A 25054-nucleotide genomic window follows, 5' to 3' on the forward strand; every position below is an offset into this window, starting at 1 on the left:
GCTTAGCGGCGCAGCGGCAACCCGGCGGTTTCTTTCGCGCGCATCACGGTAATAAAGGTGATCAGAGCCGCGCCCATCACATAAAACGCGGGCGAGAAAAGATTGCCCGTGGAGGCGATAAGAAACGCCGAGAACCACGGCGTGATGCCGCCGAAAAAGGCGACCGAGAGGTTATAGGCGACCGACAGCCCGCCGTAGCGCACGCTCGTCGGAAACAGCTCCGCCATCGCCGCGCTGCACGCCCCGTCAAAGGCGGCGATAAACGCGCCCAGCAGCAGCATCGCCAGCACCGCGGAGAGCATATTGCCATTCGCCATTACCATCAGCGCCGGGTAGGTAAAGAGGATAAATCCGCCGCAGCCCGCGAGCATCAGCGGCCTGCGTCCATAGCGGTCGGAGAGCCAGCCCATAAACGGCACCAGTACCGCAATGCCGAACAACCCGATGGTGGTGATCGCGTAGGCATCAAGTTTGCTGAAGTGCATCTGCGTTATCAGATAGCCCGGCATAAAGGTTTGCAGCATCCAGTGCCCGACCGCTTTGATAACCACAAACCCGACGCAGAACAGCAGCGCGCCGCGGGCGCTTTTAAGCGTACTGCGCAGCGGCGCGGCCTGGGTCGTGCCCGCTTTCGCCGCCGCCTGGAATTCCGGCGTGTCTTCAAGGTGTGTTCGCAGGTAAAGCCCCACCCAGCCGAGCGGCCCGGCGATCAAAAACGGAATGCGCCAGCCCCAGTCGTTCATCGCGGTTTCGCCAAGACCGGCGGTCAGCAGAAACACCAGCCCGGAGCCCGCCACGAAAGCCATAAAGCCGAAGTTATCGATCCAGCAGGTAAAGTAACCGCGCTTATCTACCGGCGCGTATTCGGCGAGGAATGTGGTCGCGCCGGACGTCTCGCCGCCCGCCGCAAAGCCCTGCACCAGACGGGTGAGCACCAGCAGCGCAGGCGCCAGCAGGCCAATCTGATGATACGTCGGCAAAAGGCCCATGATGAAGGTGGCGCCGGAGGTGAGCAGAATGACCGTCGCCAGCACGCGCTTGCGGCCGATGCGGTCGCCAAGCGAGCCGAAATAGAGCCCGCCGAGCGGGCGCATAATAAAGCCCGCGCCGAACACCGCGAAGGACGAGAGCAGCGCCGCCGCCGGGTCGCCGGTCTGGAAAAACTGCATCCCGATAATGGCCGCCAGCGTGCCGTAGAGCCCGAAATCGAACCATTCGACAAAATGGCCGACGCCGGTCGCCAGCAGTACCTTGCGTAGTTTACGCGCCAGTTGCGCCTGGTCGTCCACGTCTGCCCTTGTCGCTTCACGTTGCACTGACTGCGTCATGCTGTCTCTCCCGGCTGGCGCGGTGACAATCGCGCGAGTGTTTCTATAATAGATATAGATCTATAAGCCGCCGTTGTCAGACCGCCCACGTTGCGCCGCTTAAAATGTGAGCTCCGCCACGCAGCGCCGCCTAAAAAGCCGGAAAGATCACATTTCGGCGCGCGTTAATCGCGCTTACCCGGCATCATGCGCAGCAGCGTGTTGTCTTTCCAGAAATAGTGATGCACGAGCGCCGCAGCCGCATGAAGCCCTATGACAAAGTAGCTGAGATTCGCGATAAAGGCGTGAATAGCGCGCAACTGCATTTCGCGGTCCTCATCCGGCTCGGCGGCGACCGGCATACTGATGCCAAAGGCATACCAGTCACTGCCGCCATAATATTTAGCAACGATGCCGAGCAGCGGCAGACCGATAAACATCAGATAGATGACCAGATGCACCAGATGGGAAAGCCCGATATACATCGCGCGCGGTTTCGGCACAATGGGCGGCGCGGGGTATTTCATGCGCACCAGCAGGCGTGTGACCATCAGCGCCAGAATCGCGATGCCGCAGCTAAAGTGCGTCCAGATAAACAGCCGCCCGAGAGGTCGCGGCACCAGCCCACGCAGCTCCATCGCCGCGTAAGCCATAACCACCAGAAGAAACACCAGCCAGTGAAGCGTGATTTGCAATGAGGTGTATTTACTGCGCATAAGACTATCCTGATTAAACGCAACGAAAACACCAGGATAACGGCTGAAGATGAAATATTCATTAGTTTTCATGCCACCGCAGAACAAATTAAAGGAGAGAGTATGAACGCCCACGACGCTCTGTTGACCCGTATGCGCGAGGCGGTTGCGCGCAGCCGCGAGCTCTCCGTCTGGCCGCAGGACGAGGCGCCGGGCGCACGTCAAAGCCCGGCGGTGTTTACCCTTGAGGAGCGCCTGACTGGCGCAAGCGAACTCGACCGATCCGTCACCGGCGTACGCGCGCCGCGTATTGTGGTTTACGCGCCGGAAAATCCTAACGGCATCGGCATTCTGGTGACGCCCGGCGGCTCGTACCGCCGCGTGGTGCTGGATAAAGAAGGCAGCGCGCTGGCCCCTGAGTTTAACGATCGCGGCTATACGCTGTTTGTGATGACCTATCGCCTGCCCGCCGACGGCCACGCCGAAGGCGCCGACGCCCCGCTCGCCGATCTCCAGCGCGCCATGCGGCTTATCCGCGCCCAGGCGACGCGCTGGCAGCTCGACCCGGATAAACTTGGCGTGCTGGGTTTTTCCGCAGGCGGTCACGCCGCCGCAAGCCTCGGCACGCGCTGGAACGATGCGGTGTACGCGCCGCTGGATGAAACCGACGCCTTCAGCGCCCGCCCGGCGTTTATGGCGCTGGTCTACCCGGTGATGACGATGGAGGAGCCGGTGGCGCACCCCGGCTCGCGGGAGGCGCTGACAGGCGCCGCGCCGGATGACGCCGCTATCTGCCGCTACTCGCCGCAAAGGGCGGTCAATGCCAGCACCCCGCCCACGTTTCTTCTGCACGCGGTGGACGACCCAGCCGTGAAAGTGGAAAACAGTCTACTGATGTTTAACGCGCTGCACGCGCAGGGCGTGCCGGTAGAGATGCATCTTTTTGAACAGGGGCAACACGGGTTCGGCATTCGCGATGCGCTGGGGCTGCCCGCGCACGTCTGGCCGACGCTGCTGATGAACTGGATTGAGAGCAAACGGTAACGCAGCGGGCCGCCCGTAAGCGGCCCTGCATTTTTAGCTTTGCAGATAAACGACCTGGGTTTGCAGATATTCATGCAGACCGTGTTTGCCATCCGCCCCGCCAATGCCGGATTTGCGCCAGCCCGCGTGGAATCCCTGCATCGCTTCGAAGTTTTCCCGGTTGATATAGGTTTCGCCGAACTTCAGCCCTTTAATCGCTTTCATGGCGGTGGCGAGCGACTGCGTATAAATCGACGACGTCAGGCCGTATTCACTGTCATTCGCCATCGCCAGGGCGTCTTCCAGCGTATCGAACGTGACGACCGGCAGCACCGGGCCGAACGTCTCTTCGTGCATGATGCTCATCTCCTGGCGCACATCCACCAGCAGCGTCGGCGGATAAAAATACCCTTTGCCCTCCACCGCCTTGCCGCCGAGCGCTACCGTCGCGCCTTCGCTGACCGCTCGCGCCACTTTCTCTTTCACGCGCGCCAGCGCAGCCGCGTTAATCAGCGGGCCCATGGCGATATCATCGTGTGCCCCCGGATCGCCGAATTTCACGGCGCTCAGCGCCTCGCTAAGCGCGCTCACAAAGCGATCGTAAATGCCCTTCTGCACATAGACGCGCTCGGCGCAGTTACAGACCTGCCCGGTGTTAATGACGCGCGAATCAACAATTGCTTTTACCGCAAGCGGCACATCGGCATCGTCCATCACGATGGCGGGCGCTTTGCCGCCAAGCTCCAGACAGACTTTGGTGATGTTTTTCGCCGCCGCCGCCATGATTTTCTCGCCCGCGCCGACGCTGCCGGTCATGCTCACCAGCGCCACCTTCGGGTTACCCGCCAGCGCCTGGCCGACGGTTTCGCCGCGCCCGAGCACCAGGTTAAAGACGCCCGCCGGCAGCCCCACCTCGTGTACGATCTGCGCAAACGCGATGGCGTTATTCGGCGTGAATTCGCTCGGTTTAATCACAATGGTGTTGCCGGTGATAAGCGCAGGGGCCAGCTTGCGGGCAATCAGGAAGAACGGGAAATTCCACGGCAGAATGCCGGTGGTGACGCCAAGCGAGCGTTTAAAGACGAGAATATTCTCGCCTGGCCGGTCGCTTTGCAGGATTTCGCCTTCATAGCGACGCGCCCACTCGGCCATATAGTCGATGTAATCCGCCGTGAAGTTGACTTCAACGCTCGCAAGCTGCTGCGTTTTACCGCCTTCCGCCACGATAAGCGCGCCGATCTCCGCCGCTTTTTCGCGAATGCCCGCGGCAATTTTACGCAGCCACCCGGCGCGCTCGATGGCGGGCAGCGCTTCCCAGTTTTCCTGCGCGCGGGCGGCGGCATCAATGGCGCGGCACGCATCCTCTGCCGTTCCGTCCGGGATACGGGAGAGCACCGCCTCCGTGGCGGGGTTGACCACGTCGATCCACGTCTCGCCCTGCCACTGAACGAACTGACCGTCGATATACATCGGATGTTGTATGGGTGCTGTCATTGCGTGCTCCTGCTGTCGTATGGTTTTTTAACAGGTGAATGAATTGTTAAAAAACTACGAGCGGCGAGCAGGCCAGCGAAGCGTTTTGGCTGAAAATGTGAAACAGGTCGGAAAAAACGGCGAAGAATCCCGCCGGGAGGTAACAATTATTCAACACGCCGCTGCCCGTTTGCGCCGCAAACCGCGCAAACGGGCAGCCGGGCCGTCAGGCGAGCGAACGGTGACGTAAAAAGCTGGTGAGCTGCGGTTCATCGTGCAGCGCCTGCCAGGCGTTCAGCACCTCCGGCGGGATCGCTACTTCATCAATGAAATCGCGGCCCGCCGGGCCGTAGCCGCCAGCGTCGTTGCGCAGGCGCGGGATCTCGCCCAGCACCAGCGACAGATACCGCTCCACCGGCCAGAGCCCTTCGGACGGCTCACGGAACTGCACTGCCCTGGCGCCGTTTTCCAGCACCGGCTGTACGCCAGGGAAACTCCGCCATTCGGTCGGGGACGGCGCGTCGCGCCAGGCGCGGGTAAACGTGGCGTGGGTGCGCCGCTGCATCGTAGGGTCCTGAATCAGGATGGCGCGCGCGGGCCATTCACCGCGTTGCTCCAGCAGCTCGCGGGTGAAACGGGCATTCTCGCCGCAGTTAGTGGATTTCTCTTCAACGATAATCTGCTCATCAGGCACTTCATGAAAATCGCGGGCGATACGGGCCAGGATCCCCGCCTCGGTAAGCCCGGTGGTGCGCAGATGGTTGTAACGGGGATGCTGCGCCACGGCGGCATAGAGGAACGTGGTCGAGTGACCCAACCCGCCGGTTATCAGCAGCGGCAGCCCGCTCTCTTTAGCAAGATGCGCGGCGGCGTCCACGGTCGGCAGCACCGCGTTGCCCGCGAGCACAATCAGCTGCGCATCCCCGGCGGCGGGCGCTGCGGCAAAATCGTTACGGGCGAGCCACGCGCCGATGAGGTTAACACGCTGCAGCGTGCCTTCCGAAAGCAGAGGAAAAGGCATCATGTTCATCGTCACCTCCATAGTCAAAGCCAGCATCCAGCGTACCCACTGGCGCGCCTCGCCCCTACCGGAGAGCTCCTAATCTGAGAACTGCCCCGCAATCACCGTCCCGCTTATCGAGAGCATTATATAATGCATGCGGTAATGAATTATAGAACCACCCTCCTAAATATGTCGCGGCAGGCCGCGAACCGCGCACGTTATATCATTTTTAATTTTATACAATCTGAAATAAAAGCAATTTGCTTCTTTACTACACGAATGAAAAGTAAACTTCTTGCCATTAACAAATCATCGCCCGTCGCCCCCTAAGAAAGTTATTTTTAACTGAAAAGCATTCATTCCACTTATGGAAAGTTATTTATAAAAGCAAAGGAAGGTTTAAATGACACAAAAACATTATTCATCGCCACGAATATTTCGCCTGAACGGTACGGTGGGAGCCTGCGGCACAAATAATCCCAATGAAGTAAAAACCATTCAGACCATGATCGGTGATGCGGGCTATAAAACGATTACAGGCCGGACGGTGCTCCCCAATGGCATATGTAATGGCGATACCATCGAGGCTATCCGTTGGTATCAACGTCTCTTAAACTTGTCACCGACGGGATTAGTACAGCCTATGGATCACTGGATTATGGAAGCATTAGCCGCTTCAGGCGGCATGTTCTGGCGGCCACAGCATGTCGGCGGTTCGCTCACAGTCAGGCAAGGGCAGTTTACGTTCGATAACGAAGGGATTGATTACATTACGGCGGTTGAACCTTTTCGTCAGACACAGCGTATGCCCTCCTTCTCGCGTATCCTACACTGGCCCGGAACCTATGCATCGGGCGTTACACTGGGACGAGGATATGATATGGGTAACCGAAGCGCAGGAGACATTCTGTTTCACCTGCGGCAAGCGGGTATTGAAGAATATAAAGCTCAGATTTGCGCAAGAGCGTCTGGGTTGAAAGGCAGAACTGCAGCCCGTTTCGTGCAAGACTATGGCCGTTTCACAGGAGAAATTACGCATTTACAGCAAATAAAATTATTCGAGACCGTTTACCCGGACTATGTTAACTTAGCAAAGAATTATTATATAAAATACACCCAAGGAAAATTTATTATAAGCGATGCGCCGGCATGGTCAGCACTCAATAAAAGGATAAAGGATGTGTATGTAGATATTATTTTTCAGGGTGTAACTGATATAAAAATTCTCGTTGCATGCGTGGCAAGAAATGATTGCGCGCAACTCATCACGTTAATCCGCAACACGCGCTCTTATATGGATTATGAAAATAATCGTCATCGCATCGGATATTTACAGTGAAAATTAAATATTATTTCTTCGGACTGTTAATACTTTACGCTCATGCGCAAGCCGTTCCCTTTTTCAACGGTGATGAAATCCCACACTGTCTTGCCCTGCCGCATGTTGAGGATGCCGAGGCTGCACAGCAGAAGTGCAAGGAGGATGCGTTAAAGGCATCAGAGCAAGCGCTATCAAAAACCGTTGAGCAATTACAGGCGATGATTAATGAAAACTACGACGATCCCTTTACGTTAAACGCCGATCCACCCGTGAAAATCAAAGATGTCTTCGAAGAACGCTTCAGCCAGTCACAAAAATTGTGGCTGGCCTCGCGTGATCAATTCTGCTCAGCGAAGGCCGCGCTGGTCGGCGAATGGGCGCAGAGCCAGTCGGATATTACACTCCAGTGCCTTATCGATCTTAATCACATCCGGGTTCAGGAGATCAAAACCGCCTGGGCGCTTCGCTAATCGTCATAAAACCGCATTCCCTTATAGGGCGCGGCACGGCAGGCGGCCAGCCGGGTGGCGAGACTGCCGACATGCAGCTCAAGCTGATGCCCGTCCGGGTCGAGAAAATACCAGGAATCGCCCTCGCTGCGGTTGGTTTTCCAGATTTTCACGCCCGCGGCGGTCAGGGTGTCCACCACCTGCGGGAAATCCGCCTCGCTCACGGTAAAGGCATAATGGGTGTAGTCACGGGCAGGCTGCCCGGCGTTGTCATCCAGCGACAGACAGAGCCAGAGATCGCCGCACGAAAGATACGCTCCGCCGTCCCAGCGCGCATGCAGCCGCAGCCCTGGCAGCGTCTGGTAAAACGCGAGGCTTCGCGCCACATCGCGCACCGCCAGCGTCAGGTGGTTAAGCCCGCTGAGCATCTGACGCGCTCCCGTCCTGCAGCGGTCTGGCGAAGCAGACCGCATCCTCCTGCCCCACATAGCGCCCGTAATTGTCGATGATTTCATAACCGCGGCGCAGGTAAAATTCCACCGCGCGCTGATTAGTGCGGCGGGTCTCCAGCCATGCCTGCTGATAGCCGAAGTCACGCGCGAAGCGCTCCGCCGCGCTTAATAACTGGCTGCCCGCGCCGGGGTTATCCGGCAGCGCGAACAGACGTTTGATTTCGGCGACGCCAGGCTGAAGCGGACGACAGGCCACGCAGCCGATGGCCGCGCCGCTGGCGTTACGCGCCAGTAAAAAGATCGCGCCCTTAACGCGCACATCGTCATTATCAAACGACTGCCTGCCCGAGCTGCCGGTGAGCGCCGCCAGCGTCTCGGAGAGCGCGGCCAGCAAAACGATAGCGTCAGGGTGCGTCGGGTCGCTCGGTTCAATCAGGTAATCAGGCATCTTTCTCTCTCATTCACGCGGCATCAGGCCGCATCACAGCATAGCGCAGCGGCAACCAGTTCCGCTGTAATTCAGACAACGCGCCGCCATACATTCACAATATTTTTTAAAGATTAATTTACATTCACTTGAATTATTAAAATAGCGCGCCCTAGAATAGTTAGAGCACTAACGAATGGATAACCGCCGTGGATACGCGTGACCTGACTTTCTCACATTTGCTGTGGATGACCGCCCACCACTGGCGGCTCGCGATGGACCGGCGGCTGAAAGGGCTTGGCATGAGCCAGGCGAGCTGGGTGGCCGTCGCCGCCATCGCGCGCAATGCAACGCCGCTGTCGCAGGGCGAGCTGGCGCAGCAGCTGGGCGTGGAGAGCGCGACGCTGGTGCCGCTGCTGAACCGTCTGGTGGAGCAGCATCTTGTAGAGCGCGTCACGCCGCCTGGCGATCGCCGCAAGCGGCTGCTGGTCGCCACTGACCAGGGCCAGGCGCTGTTTGAAAAGGTGAAAGTCGAGGCGGACAGCCTCAGGGAGACTATCCTTTCCACCATTCCCCCGGAAGAACTGGCCGTCACGCGTCGCGTACTGGACCGTTTGTTGCAGGAAATTGAAAAACAGTAATGCGATCGGTGAAACACGACCCTTATGCGCCGCGCGAATGGGCGCCCCATGAAAAACCGATGCTGCTCGGCTCACCGTCGACGCCGCACCATGCGCCCTGGAAGCGCATCGCCTATGGCATCGTCGGGCTGCTGGTGTGTCTGACCGGCGCGCTCGGCAACGCGATGGTCACGGCAAACCTGCAAAATTTGCAGGGCACGTTCGCGGCCTGGTCGACGGAAATCGCCTGGTTGCCCGCGGTCTACGTGATGACCAACGTCTCCATCAACCTGCTGCTGGTGAAATTTCGCCAGCAGTACGGGCTGCGCGCCTTTACCGAAGGGTTCCTGGTGCTCTACGTGCTGGTGACGTTTTTCCACCTGTTCGTTAACGATCTCAACACCGCGATTATGGTGCGCGCCGCGCACGGCATGGTGGGCGCGGCGCTCAGCTCGCTCGGCATCTATTACCAGATCCAGGCCTGGCCCGCGAAGCATCGCCTGAAGGCGCTGACCATCGGCATTACCGGTTCGCAGCTGGCGATCCCCATCGCCCGCCTCTTCTCCACCGAGCTGCTGCAACTGGAGGAGTGGCGCGGCCTCTATCTGTTTGAGCTGGGGCTGGCGCTGATTTCACTCGCCTGCGTGATTGCGCTGAAATTACCGCCGGGCGATCGCCGTAAAGTGTTTGAGAAAAAAGATTTTATTACGTTCTTACTGATGGCGCCTGGCATGGCGCTGCTCTGCGGCGCGCTGTCGCTCGGACGGCTCGACTGGTGGTTTGAAGCGCCGTGGATAGGCTGGGCCCTCGGCGCGTCGCTGGTGCTTATCATTACCGCTATCGCGTTTGAACATAACCGCGCTAACCCGCTACTGAACACCCGCTGGCTCTCCAGCGGCAGTATCGTGCGCCTCGGGCTGATTATGGTGCTGATCCGCATTGTCCTGGCGGAGCAGAACACGGGCGCTATCGGCTGGTTGCAGTATATCGGTTTACAGAATGAGCAGATGACGCACCTGGCGCTGGCGATTCTGGCGGGCGTGATTTGCGGCATCGTCACCAGCGCGCTCACTATCAACCCGCAAAAAACCGTCTGGCCGATTATGGTCTCGCTGGCGCTGATGATTATCGCCTCGCTGATGGACAGCCAGGCCACCAGCCAGACCCGCGCCGATCAGATGCTGATAAGCCAGTTTCTGCTCGGCTTCGGCAGCGCCTTTTTCCTGGCGCCCGCGATGCTGGCGGGCATCGGCGGCGTTATCGCCGATCCACGCAACCTGGTGAGCTTCTCAGTGCTGTTCGGCATGAGCCAGAACCTGGGCGGGCTAATCGGCTCGGCGTTACTCGGCACCTTTCAGACCTGGCGGGAGAAATATCACTCCAGCCTGCTCGCCGACCAGCTCTCCTCGCTCAACCCGCTGGTGAATGAACGGCTCGCGCAATACAGCCAGATCTGGAGCAACCAGCTTACGGACCCGACGCTGTTAAACACCCAGGCGGTGCAGCAGTTGCAAACTGTAGCGACCACCGAGGCCAATATTCTGGCCTATAACGATACCTGTCTGCTGACGGCGGCTATCGCCGCCTCGACGCTCTTGTGGATTTTCTGGCGGCTTATCCGCCTGCGGCTTGCCGCGCGCCGTGCCCTGAAGCAGGCGATGCAAAGCGGCCAGTAACCTGACGATTTTTTGACTGAAATGATTCTGGAGTAGTGATGAGCCAACAAGGCGCCCCCACCCCCGCGTCGCCGGAAAAAAACAACCTGCGCGTGGTGTCCTTTTTCGCCGCCGGCGCCATCGGGCTGGTCGGCCTGCTGGTGATTATGTACGCCTGGCAGCTTCCGCCGTTTACCCGCCACGCGGCTTCCACGGATAACGCCTACGTGCGCGGCATGACGACGTTTATCAGCCCGCAGGTGAACGGCTATATCACCGCCGTCAACGTGCAGGATTTCGCGCATGTGAAACAGGGCGACGTGCTGATGACCATCGATGACCGCATCTACAAACAGCGGGTGCATCAGGCGCAGGCCACGCTTGCGATGCGCGAGGCGGCGCTTGCCAACAATCTGCAACAGCGCCGCAGCGCCGAGGCGACCATCGCCCAGAATAAAGCGGCGCTCGCCAGCGCCCGCGCCCAGAGCCTGCATAATCAGGCCGATTTACGCCGTGTGAAGGAACTGGCCCAGGACGGCTCGCTGTCGGTGCGCGAGCGCGACGCCGCCATCGCCAGCGCCGCGCAGGGCAGCGCAAGCGTAGAGCAGGCCGCCGCCCAGCTTGAGGTGTCGCGTCAGAACCTGCAAAGCGTGATTGTGAACCGCGCGTCGCTGGAAGCAGATGTCGAAAATGCCCGCGCGGCGCTGGAGCTTGCTGAAATCGACCTGCAAAACACCCGTATCATCGCCCCACGCGACGGTCAGCTTGGACAAATTACCGTGCGCCAGGGCGGCTACGTGACCGCCGGAACGCGGCTGACGTCGCTGGTGCCGCCGCAGAACTGGATCATCGCCAACCTGAAAGAAACCCAGCTTGCCGATGTGAAAACCGGTCAGTCGGTCACGTTCACCGTAGACGCGCTGAACGATGAGAAATTCGAGGGCCGCGTGCAGAGCATCTCTCCGGCGACAGGCGTGGAGTTCAGCGCCATTACGCCCGATAACGCGACCGGCAACTTTGTGAAAATCGCCCAGCGTATTCCGGTACGCATCGAGGTGCTGGGTGACGCCGAAAAACGCGCCCGCCTGCGCCCCGGCATGTCGGTACAGGTCACGATCAACACCCGCAGCGAGGCGAAATAATGCGCCGCTCTCTGACTCTGCTGACCGCCGCGCTCCTGCTCGCGGGCTGTCATTCAGGCAGCGTAGAGCAGGCCCGCCCGTCGCTGGTTATTCCGCCTGCCTGGCGCGCCGCCGTCGGCCCGTCCTCGCCCACGGAAGGATTCTGGTGGCGCAATTTTCACGATGCCGCGCTTAACCGCTATGTGGACCAGGCGCTACGTTACAACAGCGACGTGCTGCTGGCCCGCGAACGCATTAACCAATATCAGGCGCAGGTACAGGCGGCGCTCGGCGATCGCTTCCCGACGCTCGACGCCGGTTTCAGCGCCGGTCGCAGCCGTTCGCAATCCGCCGCGACGGGGCTGCCGGTGTATGGCGATCTCTACAAAGGCAGCCTGAACGCCAGTTATAACGTCGATATCTGGGGCCAGTACGCCAGCGCCGCCGACGCCGCCCGGGCGAGCCTGGAGGCGCAGAAAGCGGCGGCCGCCGCCGCGAACCTCACCGTGGCGTCGCAGGTCGCGAGCGGTTATATCACGCTGCTGGCGCTGGATGAGCAGCTTCGGGTGACGCAATCAACGCTTGCCGCGCGCGAAGACGCCCTGAAGCTGGCGAAACGCCAGTATGAAACCGGCTACAGCTCACGGCTGGAGCTGATGCAGTCGGAATCCGAAGTGCGCGCCACGCGCGCGCAAATCCCGCAGATCCAGCACCAGATCACGCAGCAGGAAAACGCGCTGAGCATTCTCATCGGCCAGAACCCCGGCCCGGTCGCGCGCGGCGGCGAGTTCGACGCCTTAAGCCCGCTTACGATCCCCTCCCAGTTGCCGTCATCATTGCTGAACCGCCGCCCGGATATCGTCCAGGCCGAACAGACGCTGGTGGCGAGCGATGCGCAGCTGCAAGTGGCCCGCGCGCGTCTGCTGCCGGGCATTAACCTTACCGCGTCGGGATCGCTTCAGGAGAATACCCTGCCGGAACTGCTCGCCAATCCGTTGCGGCTCTGGAGCGTGGGCGCCAGCGTACTGGCGCCGCTGCTCAACCGCGAGGCGCTGAATGCGCAGGTTGACGTGACAACGTCACAAAAAAATCAGGCGTTGTACAGCTATGAGAGCACGGTACGCAACGCCTTTAAGGAAGTGAACGACAGTCTTGACGCGGTGCAACGTCTTGGCGAACAGCTCGTTGAACTACAGGCGCAGGCGCAGGCTGCCCAGGAGACGCTGCGTATCGCCCATAACCGTTACCAGAACGGGTACGCCTCGTATCTTGATGAGCTGGATGCCCGCCGCACGCTCTTTACGGCGCAGCTTAACGTGGTGCAGGTGAAAAATAATCTGCTGCTGGCGCAGGTGGATCTCTACCGGTCGCTCGGCGGCGGGTGGCCGGGAGGCGCAGCGCAAAGCGGGAAACCCGGCTATGCTCCATAGGTGGCCCACCCGTAGCATAACGCGCCCGCGCGGCGCGCTTTCAGGAGAGCGGTTCGATGCAGCAAGAATGGAGCGAAGTGGACGAGTATCTCGCGCAGGCGCTAATTCCCGCCGATCCGCTGATGGCGCAGGTGCTGGAGAACAACCGTCTGGCGGGTCTGCCGCCGCATGATGTATCACCCTTGCAGGGGCAGTTTCTGGGGCTTTTAGTGATGATGACCGGCGCGAAACGGGTGCTGGAAATCGGCACCCTCGGCGGTTACAGCACGCTGTGGCTGGCGCGCGCGCTGCCGGAGGATGGCGTGGTGGTGACGCTTGAGGCGAATGCGGAACACGCCGCTGTGGCGGCCGCCAACCTGGCGCTGGCGAGCGTGACGCCGAAAGTGCAGCTGCGCGTGGGGCCTGCGGCGGAAAGCCTGCCGCTGTACGCCGACGAGCCGCCCTTCGATCTGATTTTTATTGATGCCGATAAACCGAATAACCCGCTGTACCTGGAATGGGCGTTGACGCTCTCACGCACCGGCACGGTAATTGTCGGCGATAACGTAGTACGCGACGGCGCCGTAACCGACCCGCAGAGCGACGATTTACGCGTCCAGGGCGTGCGAACCTTCATTGAGATGCTGGGCAACCACCCGCGCCTGCGCGCCACCGCGCTGCAAACCGTCGGCAGCAAGGGCTGGGACGGATTTACGCTGGCGGTGGTGAAGTAATTACGGCGTGGCGGGTGCGCTTCGCTTACCCGCCCTACGTACAGATTAGCGTGGGTGTTGTAGGGTGGGTAAGCGCAGCGCACCCACCATTACCCAATTCAACAACAACTCACAACTCTAAACCGCGACTACCGGCGCCGCTCACCAACGTTAAACTCCCCGCTATCCCCCGCCCAGGTTTTTGGGTACAACCCGCGCGCCACATCACGGTGAAACGACGAAAACGGCCATTCGCACACCTGGCGCACCCAACCATGTTTAACCGGGTTGAAATAGACGTAATCCCTATGCCGCCGAAAATCCTTTTCATCACGAATGCCATGCTCCCAGAAGCGCCGCTGCCAGACCGTATCTGCCGCTCGTCGCGGCGTCAACGCGCGGGTAAACCCCTTTTTGATCTCCTGCCAGCGGAGGGAATAATCGTTGTCACCCTCCGGCAGCGTCCAGATACAGTGCATATGTTCGGGCAGCACCACCCAGGCGTCGATCGTAAAGGGATAGCGGCGTTTCACGCGAGCAACCTGCGCGCGCAGCAGGTCAATGGCGCGGCATAACAGCAGGCTGCGACGGTCGCGTAAATTGACGGTAAAAAACCAGGTGTTGCCGGGAATATAAAGCCTGCGATAGCGGGACATACGATTCGCCTCCATCCATGAGACAGGTTGCCGTTTTCATGGTGGGTGCGCTTACGCTTACCCACCCTACGGGAGTTGTCGCGGGTTTATAACATGTACGATGGGCATTCGCTTTTTGGGGATGTCAGGTTTGCGAGAGAGATTCCGGAACGGCGGGTGCGCTTCGCTTACCCGCCCTACGCACTACGCCCTGCGCAAAGGTTAACGGGGGTGTTGTAGGGTGGGTAAGCGCAGCGCACCCACCGTCGCCACATTACGCACCTACCCATGCCACACGAACACCCACCGCCCTCACCCTTACGCCCCGCCCACCTGCTCCATCGCCTGCAACACGCGCTTATCGGAGACCGGATATGGCGTGCCGAGCTGCTGGGCGAAATAACTCACGCGCAGCTCCTCGATCATCCAGCGGATCTCCTGTACGTCGTCGTCGTCGCGACGCGCGGGCGGCAGCTTGTTGAGCCACTGCTGCCACGCCTGCTGTACGGCTTCCACCTTCAGCATCTGCGCGCGGTCGCGGTGCGGGTCGACGGCCATTTTCTCAAGCCGTTTTTCAATGGCGTTGAGATAACGCAGCGTGTCGCCGAGGCGCTTATAACCGTTGCCGGTGACAAACCCGCGATACACCAGCCCGCTCATCTGGGCTTTAACATCCGACAGGCCGAGCGCCATCGTCATATCCACACGCCCTTTCAGGCGCTTATTGATACTAAAGACCGCCGTCAGGATCTGTTCGACCTGCTTTGCGATATCCACCACGGTATCGTTGAGCTGCGCGCGCACGTTATCGTGAAGCTGCGCAAAGCCCGTCTCGCTCCATACCGGCCCGCCGTTCTCGGCGATAAGCTTATCGACGCCGCAGGAGATGCAGTCGTCAATCAGATCCAGCACCTTGCCGTACGGGTTGAAATAGAGCCCCAGCTTCGCTTTGTTCGGCAGTTTCTCGTGCAGATATTTAATCGGCGACGGAATGTTCAGCAGCAACAGGCGGCGCAGGCCGCGCCACATGGCGTGCTGCTGCTCCTGCGGGTTGTCGAACAACCGGATGCCGACGCTCTCTTTCTCATCCACCAGCGCCGGGAACGCTTTCACCTGGTAGCCGCCGCGCTTCTGCTCATAGCGCTCGGGCAGCGTGCCGAAGCTCCAGATATGCAGCCCGCTCTGCTCAATGCCGTCATCCGCCACCGCGGAAAGCGTCTCCTGCACTTTATCCTTGAGCCCCTCTTTCAGCGCATGGAGATCTTTGCCCTCGCGCAGCTTGCGGCCTTTCTCATCCACCACGCGGAAGGTCATTTTAAGATGATCGGGCACCTGTTCGGCCTGCCACGCCTCGCGGTCAATCGTCACGCCGGTCATACGGCGCAACTCGCGCTCCAGCGCGTCCAGCAGCGGCAGCTCCAGCGGCGTAACGCGGCCTAAAAACGCCTCGGCGTAGTTGGGCGCCGGAACGAAATTGCGGCGCACCGGTTTCGGCAGCGATTTAATCAGCGCGATGATGAGCTCGCGGCGCATTCCCGGCACCTGCCACTCAAAGCCCACGTCTTCGACCTGGTTTAACAGCGGCAGCGGGATGTGTACCGTCACGCCGTCGGCGTCGCCGCCCGGCTCAAACTGGTAGGACAGGCGCAGCTTCAGGTTGCCCTGATGCCAGAAGTTCGGGTAATCGAGCTTGCTGACTTTCTCCGCGCCCTCTTTAATCAACATGCTCTTTTCAAAATTGAGCAGATCCGGCGTCTCGCGGCTCGCCTGCTTCCACCAGCTGTCGAAGTGGCGGGCGGAAATCGCATCAACGCTGATGCGCTGATCGTAAAACTCAAACAGCGTGTCGTCGTCCACCAGAATGTCGCGGCGACGCGATTTATGCTCCAGCTCTTCCACTTCGGCGCGCAGCTTCTGGTTTTCGCGGAAAAAGGCGTGACGCGTCTGCCAGTCGCCTTCCACCAGCGCATGACGGATAAACAGCTCCCGGGAGAGCACAGGATCGATCTGGCTGTAGTTGACGCTGCGCGCGGCCACGATGGGCAGGCCGTAGAGCGTCACTTTCTCGCTCGCCATCACGGCGCCCTGCGCCCGCTCCCAGTGCGGCTCGCTGTATGAGCGCTTAATGAGGTGCTGCGCCACCGGTTCGATCCACTCTGGATCGATACGCGCCGCGATGCGGCCCCACAGCCGGCTGGTCTCCACCAGCTCCGCCACCATTGCCCACTTCGGCGGCTTTTTAAACAGTCCCGAGCCCGGGAAAATGGAGAACCGCGCGTTGCGCGCGCCGGTGTACTCCTGTTTATCGGCGTCTTTCATGCCGATGTGCGACAGCAGGCCGGTCAGCAGCGCCGTGTGCACCTCGCGGTAGCCCGCCGGTTCGCTGTTTACCGGAATGCCCAGCTCTTTCACCACCTGGCGCAGCTGGGTGTAGATATCCTGCCATTCGCGCACCCGCAGGTAATTAAGGTAATCGGTACGGCACAGACGGCGGAATTGATTGGACGAGAGCGCTTTCTGCTGCTCGCCGAGGTAGTTCCACAGGTTCACGAAGCCCAGGAAATCGGACTCTTTATCGTGGAAGCGGCGGTGTTTTTCATCCGACGCCTGCTGTTTATCGAGCGGACGCTCGCGCGGATCCTGAATCGACAGCGCCGAGGTGATGATCATCGCCTCGCGCACGCAGCCATGCTTTTGCGCCTCCAGCACCATGCGCGCGAGACGCGGGTCCACCGGCAGTTGCGACAGCTGACGGCCCAGCGGCGTCAGTTTATACACCGACGCCTGCGCGTCAGTCGTAATCGCGCCGAGCTCTTCCAGCAGGCGCACGCCGTCCTGAATGTTGCGCTTATCCGGCGCTTCGACAAACGGGAACGCCGCGATATCGCCAAGACCCAGCGCCGTCATTTGCAGAATAACGGACGCCAGGTTGGTGCGCAGGATTTCCGGGTCGGTAAATTCAGGGCGCGACAGGAAATCATCTTCCGAATAGAGACGAATACAGATGCCTTCCGAGACGCGCCCGCAGCGCCCTTTACGCTGGTTAGCGGAGGCCTGGGACACCGGCTCGATAGGCAGCCGCTGCACTTTGGTGCGGTAGCTGTAACGGCTGATGCGCGCCGTACCGGGGTCTATCACATATTTAATGCCCGGCACCGTCAGCGAGGTTTCCGCCACGTTGGTCGCCAGCACAATGCGTCGCCCCGAATGCGACTGGAACACCCGGTTCTGCTCGCTGTTTGAGAGGCGCGCATAGAGCGGCAGCACCTCGGTGTGCGGCAGGTTGAGCTTCATCAGGCCGTCGGCGGTGTCGCGAATTTCGCGCTCGCCGCTCATAAAAATCAGGATGTCGCCCGGCCCTTCGCGGCCCAGCTCTTCCACGGCGTCGAAAATCGCCTGTAACTGGTCGCGCTCGGTATCGTCCGCCTCTTCGACGATCGGGCGATAGCGCACCTCAACCGGATAAGTACGGCCGGAAACTTCGATAATCGGCGCGTTGTTGAAGTGGCGCGAGAAGCGTTCAGGATCGATGGTCGCCGACGTAATAATGATCTTCAGATCCGGGCGCTTTGGCAGCAGCTCGCGCAGATAGCCCAGCAGAAAATCGATGTTCAGGCTGCGCTCGTGCGCCTCATCGATAATGATGGTGTCGTACTGCATCAGCAGACGGTCCTGCTGGATCTCCGCCAGCAAAATACCGTCGGTCATCAGCTTGACCATGGTGTTGTCGCTGACGTGATCGCTGAAGCGCACTTTATAGCCCACGCAGCCGCCCGGCTCGGTGTGCAGCTCTTCGGCGATGCGGTTCGCGACGGTACGCGCCGCGAGACGGCGCGGCTGGGTGTGGCCGATAAGCCCTTTCACCCCGCGCCCCAGCTCCATGCAGATTTTCGGCAACTGGGTCGTTTTCCCGGAGCCGGTCTCCCCCGCCACGATAACGACCTGGTGGTCGCGCACGGCGTTAAGAATATCCTGCTTCTTCTGGCTGACCGGCAGGTTTTCCGGGTAAGTAATAGCCGGGCGCGCCGCTTCGCGCAGCAGGACTCTCCCTGCCGCCTCGCTCATCTCTTGAGAGAGCTGTTCGAAAAGCGCCTGCTGAGATTCAGTATTTTTAATCTTTTTGGCCCCGTGCAGGCGACGAGCGAAGCGGCTTTTATCGCGCAGCATCAGCGAGTCGAGACGTGACATCAGGGCGGAGAGGGTAATGTTTTGTTTTTCCATCATGGTGTTATGCGGCCTGTGCGCGGCCCGTTATAGCTAAAGGTTTCGTTAAGCGTAGAGTACCACACCGCTTCCTGGCGCGCCTTGTTCAAAAATTTAGAACATAGACTTCGATATATTGCGCTATCACTGTAATCGGTTTGTGAATACAGTTGTCGTCAAGCAACGGGGGCAACCGCCCTGACAACCAAATCAAAAGGAACATCCCATGAGCAAAGTACTCGTTCTGAAGTCCAGTATTCTGGCAGGTTACTCCCAGTCCAACCAGCTTTCCGACTACTTCGTGGATCAGTGGCGTGAAAAGCACAGCACGGATGAAATCACCGTGCGCGACCTGGCGGCAAACCCGGTGCCGGTACTGGATGGCGAACTGGTCGGCGCGCTGCGTCCGTCAGACGCGCCGCTGACCCCGCGTCAGCAGGACGCGCTGTCGCTCTCTGATGAACTGATTGCTGAGCTTAAGGCGCATGACGTCATTGTTATTGCGGCGCCGATGTACAATTTCAACATCCCGACCCAGCTCAAGAACTACTTTGACCTGGTAGCCCGCGCCGGCGTGACGTTCCGCTACACCGAGAAAGGCCCGGAAGGTCTGGTGACCGGCAAACGCGCTATCGTGCTGACCACCCGCGGCGGCATCCATAAAGATACCCCGACCGATCTCGTAACGCCGTACCTCTCCCTGTTCCTGGGCTTTATCGGCATCACCGACGTAAACGTCGTGTTTGCCGAAGGCGTGGCCTACGGCCCGGAAATGGCGACCAAAGCGCAGAGCGACGCCAAAGCCGCTATCGACGCGCTGGTCTCTGCGTAATCAGACAGCCAGACGAAAAAACCGCCCTTCGGGGCGGTTTTTTTATGGGCGAAAGCGGCGTTACGCTACAACCCACGGCGTTTCATCGAGCGCGAACACCAGCGTGTTATCGCGCACCTGGTAGGGAATGGTGTAGGTACGCGGATCGTGCATATTGCGATCGCAGCAGGGCTCGAAATAGTGCACCAGACAGCGGAACGTAAACGTGCTGTCGGTGATGTCGGTGACCTCAAACGACTCCGGCTGATACGCGTAGCGGATATCGTCCGGGTGCTCGGACATCACCAGCGATTTAAACAGCCCGGCGTTGGCGCGCAGCACCTGCGCGATAGCGGATAACGACGACGCCTGGTCGCCGTCCAGCGGCAGAGTATATTCAGTTGCCATAAGGTTTCTCCTGTAAAAACGTCTCCCGAGCGTGACACAGGCGCGCAGCCTCGTCTGTTACCCGTGGGGAGTAGCGCCGTTATTTTTTCATCCACCGGCCATTGATGCCGCGCACGTACTCGCCGGGTTTGCTGCGCGTCACCAGCTTCTGCCCCGCCATTTTAGCCACGGCATCGACCGGCAATCCGTTCTGTTGCGCCACCTCGCGGTAGCTTGCGGCGCGCGCCTGGTTAATGCGCGCCACCAGCGCCGCCGTCTCAGCATCCTGCGCCACCGGCGCGAGATAACCGGTGAGCGTTTCGCCCACCCGCCCCTGCGCGCGGGCCTCTTCCAGCGTCAGCGCATAACTGACGGGGCTTGCCAGCAACAGCGCCAGCATCACGACCAGCAGGCTTCTCATTGGCTCGCCTCCTCAGAAGAGATCGCTGCGGCTTTGCAGCAACGCTTCGACGTCTTTATCCACTTTAATATGGATATCGTGTTCAATTTTGACGTTCATATTAATGGTAATCGGCTCTTTCGGCGCCGCCACCTCAATGCGCGGCGTACAGCCGCCCAGCGCCAGCGGGATGAGGCCCGCCATCAGCGTGATGATGATTTTCATGGTTGTTCCTCGCAGGTCTTCCCTGACGTTGCCTTGCAGCGCGCGGCGGGGAGCGTCGCGTGTTGTTCAAGCCAGGACTGTAAATTGTCGCCGAAACGTAAACTGCGCCACAGCGTGAAAAGATTTTCCTGATGCTGATAGTTAAGCCGCACGCCGCTGGTTTTGCCGTCCACGTGGCTTTCGCCACGGAATTCCGAGCGCATGCGCAGCACGCCGAGATTATCAACATCCAGCCGCGTCCAGGAGCGGGAGATTTCCATATAGCGCAGCCAGTTGACCGCCGCCGCGGCCGCCGCGTTATCGCGCGCCATCGCGTCCGCCATCTCTTTATCCATGCGCAGCGTCAGCGGGCCGGGGCTGGTGAGCCAGCCGTCATGCACAATCCACTGCGGGTTATCGAGCCACAGCGGCAGCGCGCCGTTAATGGCCCCGGAGAGCGCCACCTGTTTGACGTTGGTCGCGGTGATGAGTTCGCTCGACGAGATATTTTCCAGACGCAACAGCCCGGCCGTGTGCTGCGGCAGGCGTAACTGCTGCATGCGGATTTTGCCGCCGAGCAGCGACGCGCTGACGTCGCTTAGCACCAGCGGATTTGCCTCGCTCCACGGGTAGCTGCCCTGGAGCGACGCCGTGATATCCCGCGCCGGCACCTGGCTTTGGATCTCCGCGATATTCAGGCGCACCGGCCCGCGCGTGCCAAACTGCCAGGTCGAATCGCGAAAGCGGAACGGCAGCACGAAGTCAACGCCGTTGAACTGGTTGTCTTTGGTCCAGGCGCTGCCCTGTTTCACCACGCCGTGGCCTCCCGCCTCGAAACCCTGGCCTGCAGCGGCGGAGAACGCCACCTGGGCGTAAAAGCCGCCGTCGCGCAGCAGCAGCTTCCAGTCTGGCGGCAGCAGCGGCTGGAATACGGCCAGCGGCTGCGGCGACCACCAGGCCTGACCGCGCAGCCGTTCGCCATCCCAGCGGCCATTGACGCGTACCGGCCCGATCTCGCCCGCGTGCAGGTCGCCTTTAAACTGAAACGCGCTCGGGTCGCGCCCCTGCACGCTAAAGTTGAGCGTCGACGGCGGCAGGCTGGCGCCGCTGGTAAAATGCGTCGTCCCGGCATCGAGCTTCAGCGCGCCCTCCAGCGCCTGGGCGGCGGCGCCCCGCGCCCAGCGCACCGGCGTGCTGAGCGCCAGTTGCGGGCGCTCGACCGTCATGCTGCCGTACTGCCATTGATCAAAACGCGTGTTGAGTTCGCTGAGCGTAACGACGTCGTCGCGCCACTCGCCGCGACCGCCAATCGACCAGCGCGATCGCATCGGTTCAAAGGTGCCGTTGCCCCAGTAGCGCCAGCGCCACAGGCCAGCGTCAGGCAGAAAATCCTCGGCGCGGCCATCGAGATGCAGCAGCATATCGCCCTGGCCGGGCTCGCTGGCGCGGGCGATGGCCTGTAAACGCCCGTCGATGCCTTTTTCCGTGACGGTGACGCCCGCGAGCGGCCAGCGGATCTCTTCGATATTCAGCGCATCAATGAGTCGCCCGCGCGAGCGCAGCAGCGCGCCCGGCATAAAATGCAGCTCCGGCGACAGCAACGGGCCGCGCAGCATGGCGGGCAAACCAGCGTAAATCGCCAGCGCGTCCTGTTTGGCCTCGCCGGTGATGCGCAGCGGCATCGCGCTTTCGCGCAGGCTCAGGGTGCCGGGGCCGAAGGTCAGCACCGCGTTGCCCTTCCCGGCGTTCCCCTGCGTCACCACATTTATGCGCCCGCTGACGCGCGCCGCGTCCAGCCCGCCGCGCCAGTTCTCCACACGCAGCGCGGATCGTCCGCTCAGCGGAAACCCCTGATACGGCCAGCGCCAGCGCCCGTCGCTGAAGGCGAATGAATCGTGGCCGGCCTGCCACGGGAGATCGAGCAGCGGATCGGGATCGTCCTGCGCGAAGACCAGCAGTTGCCCTTCGCCGCCGCGCCAGGTCACCTCGGCGCGGGCGTCATACGGCGCCCGGGGCAGCGAAAACCGCGCCTGCGCCTCGCCTTTGGTCGGAATGCCGTCCGGCATCAGCGCGAGCGTAAAATCGCCGAGCAGCGACACTGGCGGCTGGCCGTCAAAGAGCGCCAGACGCAGTTGTTCAACCTTCAGCGCCTGCCCTTCGAGACGCGCTTTGACCTCCAGCTTATCGCCGCTAAACGCCACCCTTTGCGCCTGGGGGCTCAGGCTCAACTGCAATGCGCCGACGTAATCAGGCAGGTCGGCGAGCGTAAGGCGCGCAATATCGACCTCGCTTTCCGGCAGCATCGCCTGCCACTGGGCGAGCGTGCGCGGCGCGCCGGGCGCGGGGGCGTCAGGGATGGCGCTAAAGCAGCCGGTGTTAAGAGCGAGCGCGTCAAGATGCAGCCGCCAGCGCGTCGGGTGGCTTAGCACCACGTTTTGCGCGTGAGCGAGTTCACAGTTACCTGCGAAATAACGCAGATCCGGCAGCACGATAGCGGAGCGGGTCAGGCGCGGGCGCTGCTCCAGCGCAATGCGCGTACCCTGCGGCAGCCAGACGCCCGCGAGCGTCGGCAGCCAGTAGCCTGCGGTTAAGAGCAGCGCCAGAGGAAGCAGCACAACCAGAAGTAATAAAGCGATGACGGCTCTGTATTTACCCTTCATGGGCCGTTAATATCCTGATTCAGCGAGAATTTATGCCGAAGAAAGCCGTTATTCTGACAGCTTTGCCGGGCGAGGTGAAGCCAGGGCGGCTCTGAAAGCATAGTTGACCTAGAATTAGAGGTAAGCAGCTGTTCGACAATTATTTTTTAAACTTTGTACGACATTTTTAATTATGCTAACGTGATCACAGCAAATCACTGGAGAAAGTCTTATGAAACTGGCGGTTTATAGCACAAAGCAGTACGACAAAAAGTATTTGCAGCATGTTAACCAGGATTATGGCTTCGATCTTGAATTTTATGACTTCCTGTTAACCGAGCGCACGGCGAAAACCGCGTTGAACTGTGACGGCGTCTGTATTTTCGTTAACGACGACGCCAGCCGCCCGGTGCTGGAAGAGCTGAAAAAGCATGGCGTGAAGTTTATCGCGCTGCGCTGCGCGGGCTTTAACAACGTCGATCTCGACGCCGCGAAAGAGCTGGGGATGAAAGTGGTGCGCGTGCCGGCTTATTCTCCCGAAGCCGTCGCTGAACATGCGGTAGGCATGATGATGTGTCTCAACCGCCGCATTCACCGCGCGTATCAACGCACCCGCGATGCTAACTTTAACCTTGAAGGGCTGACCGGTTTTACAATGTACGGCAAGACCGCAGGCGTTATCGGCACCGGTAAAATCGGCGTCGCGGCGCTGCGCATCCTGAAAGGCTTTGGCATGCGTCTGCTGGCGTTCGATCCGTACCCGAGCGCCGCCGCGCTGGAAATTGGCGTCGAATATGTCGACCTGCCGACCCTGCTGGCGCAATCCGATGTGATTAGCCTTCACTGCCCGCTGACCCCGGAAAACTATCACCTGCTTAACCAGAGCGCGTTTGAGCAGATGAAAGATGGCGTGATGATCATCAACACCAGTCGCGGCGCCCTGATCGATTCTCAGGCGGCGATCGAAGCGCTTAAATGCCAGAAAATCGGCGCGCTGGGCATGGACGTGTATGAAAACGAGCGCGATCTGTTCTTTGAAGATAAATCCAACGACGTGATTCAGGATGATGTGTTCCGCCGTCTCTCCGCCTGCCACAACGTGTTGTTCACCGGCCATCAGGCGTTCCTGACGGAAGAGGCGCTTATCAGCATTTCTGAAACTACGCTTGGCAATCTGCGCCAGCTGGAACAAGGCCAGCCTTGCCCTAACGAGCTGGTGTAACACCGCCGACGCGCCGCCTGGCGCGTCGCGTTTTTTTCCTCGGGGAGACGCCCATGAAAAACATCCTTTTCACGTTACTGGCGGCAATGACCCTCGCGGGCTGCCAGAGCGCCACCTCTTCGCACGTCACGCCTGACATGCTGCAACATCACCGCTACGTACTGCAAACCGTGAACGGCGCGCCGCTCGACGCCACGCGCCGTGTGCCTGAGCTGAGTTTTGGCGAGCAAATGCATGTCTCCGGCAGCATGTGTAACCGCTTTATGGGTCAGGGAGAGCTGCAGGGCGATACGCTGAAGGTGCAGGGGCTGGCGTCAACGCGGATGCTGTGCGCCGAGCCGCAGCTTAATGAACTGGATAAGCTGATAAATGAGATGTTAAGTCAGGGAGCGACGGTGAGCGTGGAGAAACAGCAACTCACCCTGAAATACCGCCAGTACAGTCTGGTCTATAAACTGGCGGATCTGATGTCGTAATCAGTACGCGGCGCACGCGCCAGAGGCGAGCGCCGCTTCGCTGCAGCGTTTGCCGTTGGGCAGTGCGCACATGCCGGTAGACGTGCCGTCAAGCTGGCGCGCGACCGACAGCGAGCCCCCGACCATCGCGCAGTTCGCCTGCCCTGCGCTCGACATCGCAGCCCGCATTCCCGGCGGCACATGGGCCGCGGTGGCCTGCTGAACGGGTTCGCTGCTGCATGCCGATAATAATAACGCGGCACATCCTACCCAAAACGCTGCTCGCATGTTTCTCCCCTTTCGTTGACAAGCAAAACCTGAGCATCATAGGCCGCCCGACGCGGCGCGTCGAGATTCCCGCTGCTGCTTTTTTGGACGAAGACACAATTTTTTGCGCTTTTCGGCGTTCTTCTCTTGATCCTGCGCATGA

Annotated in this window: 24 protein-coding genes; 11 read left to right on the plus strand and 13 right to left on the minus strand. The window is 60.2% G+C overall.

Going from position 1 to position 25054, the window contains the following annotated elements; genetic code table 11:
• Positions 1–2: 2 nt before the first annotated feature.
• Entirely contained in the window at positions 3–1328 is a 1326-nt protein-coding gene (locus AACV31_RS11240) for an MFS transporter (RefSeq protein ID WP_165154186.1), read from the minus strand.
• 164 nt (positions 1329–1492) lie between these two features.
• Positions 1493–2023 (minus strand): cytochrome b561, encoded by a 531-nt coding sequence (gene cybB / locus AACV31_RS11245; RefSeq protein ID WP_165154187.1) that lies wholly within the window; start codon positions 2021–2023, stop codon positions 1493–1495.
• Between the two features lie 102 nt (positions 2024–2125).
• On the opposite strand from cybB, the gene AACV31_RS11250 reads away from it, so the two are divergent.
• Positions 2126–3046 (plus strand): alpha/beta hydrolase, encoded by a 921-nt coding sequence (locus tag AACV31_RS11250; RefSeq protein WP_165154188.1) that lies wholly within the window; start codon positions 2126–2128, stop codon positions 3044–3046.
• A gap of 33 nt (positions 3047–3079) precedes the next feature.
• Here the strand turns inward: AACV31_RS11250 and aldA are convergent, their stop codons facing one another.
• Both aldA and AACV31_RS11260 read right to left on the minus strand, forming a co-directional pair.
• Positions 3080–4519 (minus strand): aldehyde dehydrogenase, encoded by a 1440-nt coding sequence (aldA, locus tag AACV31_RS11255; RefSeq protein ID WP_165154189.1) that lies wholly within the window; start codon positions 4517–4519, stop codon positions 3080–3082.
• Between the two features lie 205 nt (positions 4520–4724).
• Complete coding sequence (locus tag AACV31_RS11260) at positions 4725–5528, minus strand: YdcF family protein (RefSeq protein WP_165154190.1); 804 nt, start codon at positions 5526–5528, stop codon at positions 4725–4727.
• A gap of 376 nt (positions 5529–5904) precedes the next feature.
• On the opposite strand from AACV31_RS11260, the gene AACV31_RS11265 reads away from it, so the two are divergent.
• Positions 5905–6840 carry a peptidoglycan-binding protein gene (locus AACV31_RS11265; RefSeq protein WP_165154191.1) on the plus strand — a complete coding sequence of 312 codons (936 nt, stop codon included), beginning with the start codon at positions 5905–5907 and terminating at the stop codon, positions 6838–6840.
• Positions 6837–7292, plus strand: a complete 456-nt coding sequence (locus AACV31_RS11270) for a lysozyme inhibitor LprI family protein (protein ID WP_165154192.1) — start codon at positions 6837–6839, stop codon at positions 7290–7292. Before AACV31_RS11265 ends, AACV31_RS11270 begins: the two co-directional genes overlap by 4 nt.
• On the opposite strand, the gene fos is transcribed toward AACV31_RS11270, so the two are convergent.
• Positions 7289–7699, minus strand: coding sequence for a FosA family fosfomycin resistance glutathione transferase (gene fos / locus AACV31_RS11275; protein WP_165154194.1), 411 nt, complete (start codon positions 7697–7699; stop codon positions 7289–7291). The two genes, AACV31_RS11270 and fos, sit on opposite strands and share 4 nt — an antisense overlap.
• On the minus strand, positions 7683–8171 hold the full coding sequence (locus tag AACV31_RS11280) for a GNAT family N-acetyltransferase (RefSeq protein ID WP_165154196.1): 489 nt from the start codon (positions 8169–8171) through the stop codon (positions 7683–7685). The genes fos and AACV31_RS11280 overlap by 17 nt, the downstream gene beginning before the upstream one ends.
• Before the next feature lie 188 nt (positions 8172–8359).
• On the opposite strand from AACV31_RS11280, the gene AACV31_RS11285 reads away from it, so the two are divergent.
• Genes AACV31_RS11285 through AACV31_RS11305 form a run of 5 tightly spaced genes read left to right on the plus strand, consistent with a single transcriptional unit; the run spans position 8360 to position 13689 of the window.
• Positions 8360–8791 (plus strand): MarR family winged helix-turn-helix transcriptional regulator, encoded by a 432-nt coding sequence (locus AACV31_RS11285; protein ID WP_165154198.1) that lies wholly within the window; start codon positions 8360–8362, stop codon positions 8789–8791.
• Positions 8791–10446 carry an MFS transporter gene (locus AACV31_RS11290; protein ID WP_165154200.1) on the plus strand — a complete coding sequence of 552 codons (1656 nt, stop codon included), beginning with the start codon at positions 8791–8793 and terminating at the stop codon, positions 10444–10446. Before AACV31_RS11285 ends, AACV31_RS11290 begins: the two co-directional genes overlap by 1 nt.
• Positions 10447–10484: 38 nt before the next feature.
• Positions 10485–11567, plus strand: a complete 1083-nt coding sequence (locus tag AACV31_RS11295; RefSeq protein WP_007761666.1) for an HlyD family secretion protein — start codon at positions 10485–10487, stop codon at positions 11565–11567.
• The gene (locus AACV31_RS11300) at positions 11567–12976 is read left to right on the plus strand and encodes an efflux transporter outer membrane subunit (RefSeq protein ID WP_165154202.1); all 1410 of its coding nucleotides are present in this window, start codon (positions 11567–11569) and stop codon (positions 12974–12976) included. The genes AACV31_RS11295 and AACV31_RS11300 overlap by 1 nt, the downstream gene beginning before the upstream one ends.
• A gap of 56 nt (positions 12977–13032) precedes the next feature.
• The gene (locus tag AACV31_RS11305) at positions 13033–13689 is read left to right on the plus strand and encodes an O-methyltransferase (protein WP_075198691.1); all 657 of its coding nucleotides are present in this window, start codon (positions 13033–13035) and stop codon (positions 13687–13689) included.
• A 128-nt stretch (positions 13690–13817) separates the two neighbouring features.
• On the opposite strand, the gene AACV31_RS11310 is transcribed toward AACV31_RS11305, so the two are convergent.
• Positions 13818–14324 carry an REP-associated tyrosine transposase gene (locus AACV31_RS11310; RefSeq protein WP_105539280.1) on the minus strand — a complete coding sequence of 169 codons (507 nt, stop codon included), beginning with the start codon at positions 14322–14324 and terminating at the stop codon, positions 13818–13820.
• A gap of 297 nt (positions 14325–14621) precedes the next feature.
• Complete coding sequence (hrpA, locus tag AACV31_RS11315; protein WP_165154204.1) at positions 14622–18527, minus strand: ATP-dependent RNA helicase HrpA; 3906 nt, start codon at positions 18525–18527, stop codon at positions 14622–14624.
• 205 nt (positions 18528–18732) lie between these two features.
• Between hrpA and azoR the strand changes: the two genes are divergently transcribed.
• Positions 18733–19338, plus strand: a complete 606-nt coding sequence (gene azoR / locus AACV31_RS11320) for an FMN-dependent NADH-azoreductase (RefSeq protein ID WP_105539278.1) — start codon at positions 18733–18735, stop codon at positions 19336–19338.
• 60 nt (positions 19339–19398) lie between these two features.
• On the opposite strand, the gene AACV31_RS11325 is transcribed toward azoR, so the two are convergent.
• The 4 genes from AACV31_RS11325 to AACV31_RS11340 form a co-directional block, all read right to left on the minus strand.
• Positions 19399–19725 (minus strand): hypothetical protein, encoded by a 327-nt coding sequence (locus AACV31_RS11325; protein ID WP_075198694.1) that lies wholly within the window; start codon positions 19723–19725, stop codon positions 19399–19401.
• Positions 19726–19804: 79 nt separating this feature from the next.
• Complete coding sequence (locus AACV31_RS11330; protein ID WP_075198695.1) at positions 19805–20125, minus strand: YdbL family protein; 321 nt, start codon at positions 20123–20125, stop codon at positions 19805–19807.
• Positions 20126–20137: 12 nt separating this feature from the next.
• Positions 20138–20329: a YnbE family lipoprotein gene (locus AACV31_RS11335; RefSeq protein ID WP_075198696.1), complete on the minus strand. Its 192-nt coding sequence runs from the start codon at positions 20327–20329 to the stop codon at positions 20138–20140.
• Positions 20326–22968 (minus strand): YdbH family protein, encoded by a 2643-nt coding sequence (locus AACV31_RS11340; RefSeq protein WP_165154206.1) that lies wholly within the window; start codon positions 22966–22968, stop codon positions 20326–20328. The genes AACV31_RS11335 and AACV31_RS11340 overlap by 4 nt, the downstream gene beginning before the upstream one ends.
• Before the next feature lie 211 nt (positions 22969–23179).
• On the opposite strand from AACV31_RS11340, the gene AACV31_RS11345 reads away from it, so the two are divergent.
• Positions 23180–24169: a 2-hydroxyacid dehydrogenase gene (locus AACV31_RS11345; RefSeq protein ID WP_165154208.1), complete on the plus strand. Its 990-nt coding sequence runs from the start codon at positions 23180–23182 to the stop codon at positions 24167–24169.
• Between the two features lie 53 nt (positions 24170–24222).
• Positions 24223–24645 (plus strand): heat shock protein HslJ, encoded by a 423-nt coding sequence (hslJ, locus tag AACV31_RS11350; RefSeq protein WP_165154210.1) that lies wholly within the window; start codon positions 24223–24225, stop codon positions 24643–24645.
• Here hslJ and AACV31_RS11355 read toward each other — a convergent pair whose 3' ends face one another.
• Positions 24646–24912: a putative hemolysin gene (locus tag AACV31_RS11355; protein ID WP_032804641.1), complete on the minus strand. Its 267-nt coding sequence runs from the start codon at positions 24910–24912 to the stop codon at positions 24646–24648.
• Positions 24913–25054: the final 142 nt, after the last annotated feature.

The organism is Cronobacter sp. EKM101R (assembly GCF_963888145.1).
GTDB lineage: Bacteria > Pseudomonadota > Gammaproteobacteria > Enterobacterales > Enterobacteriaceae > Cronobacter > Cronobacter turicensis.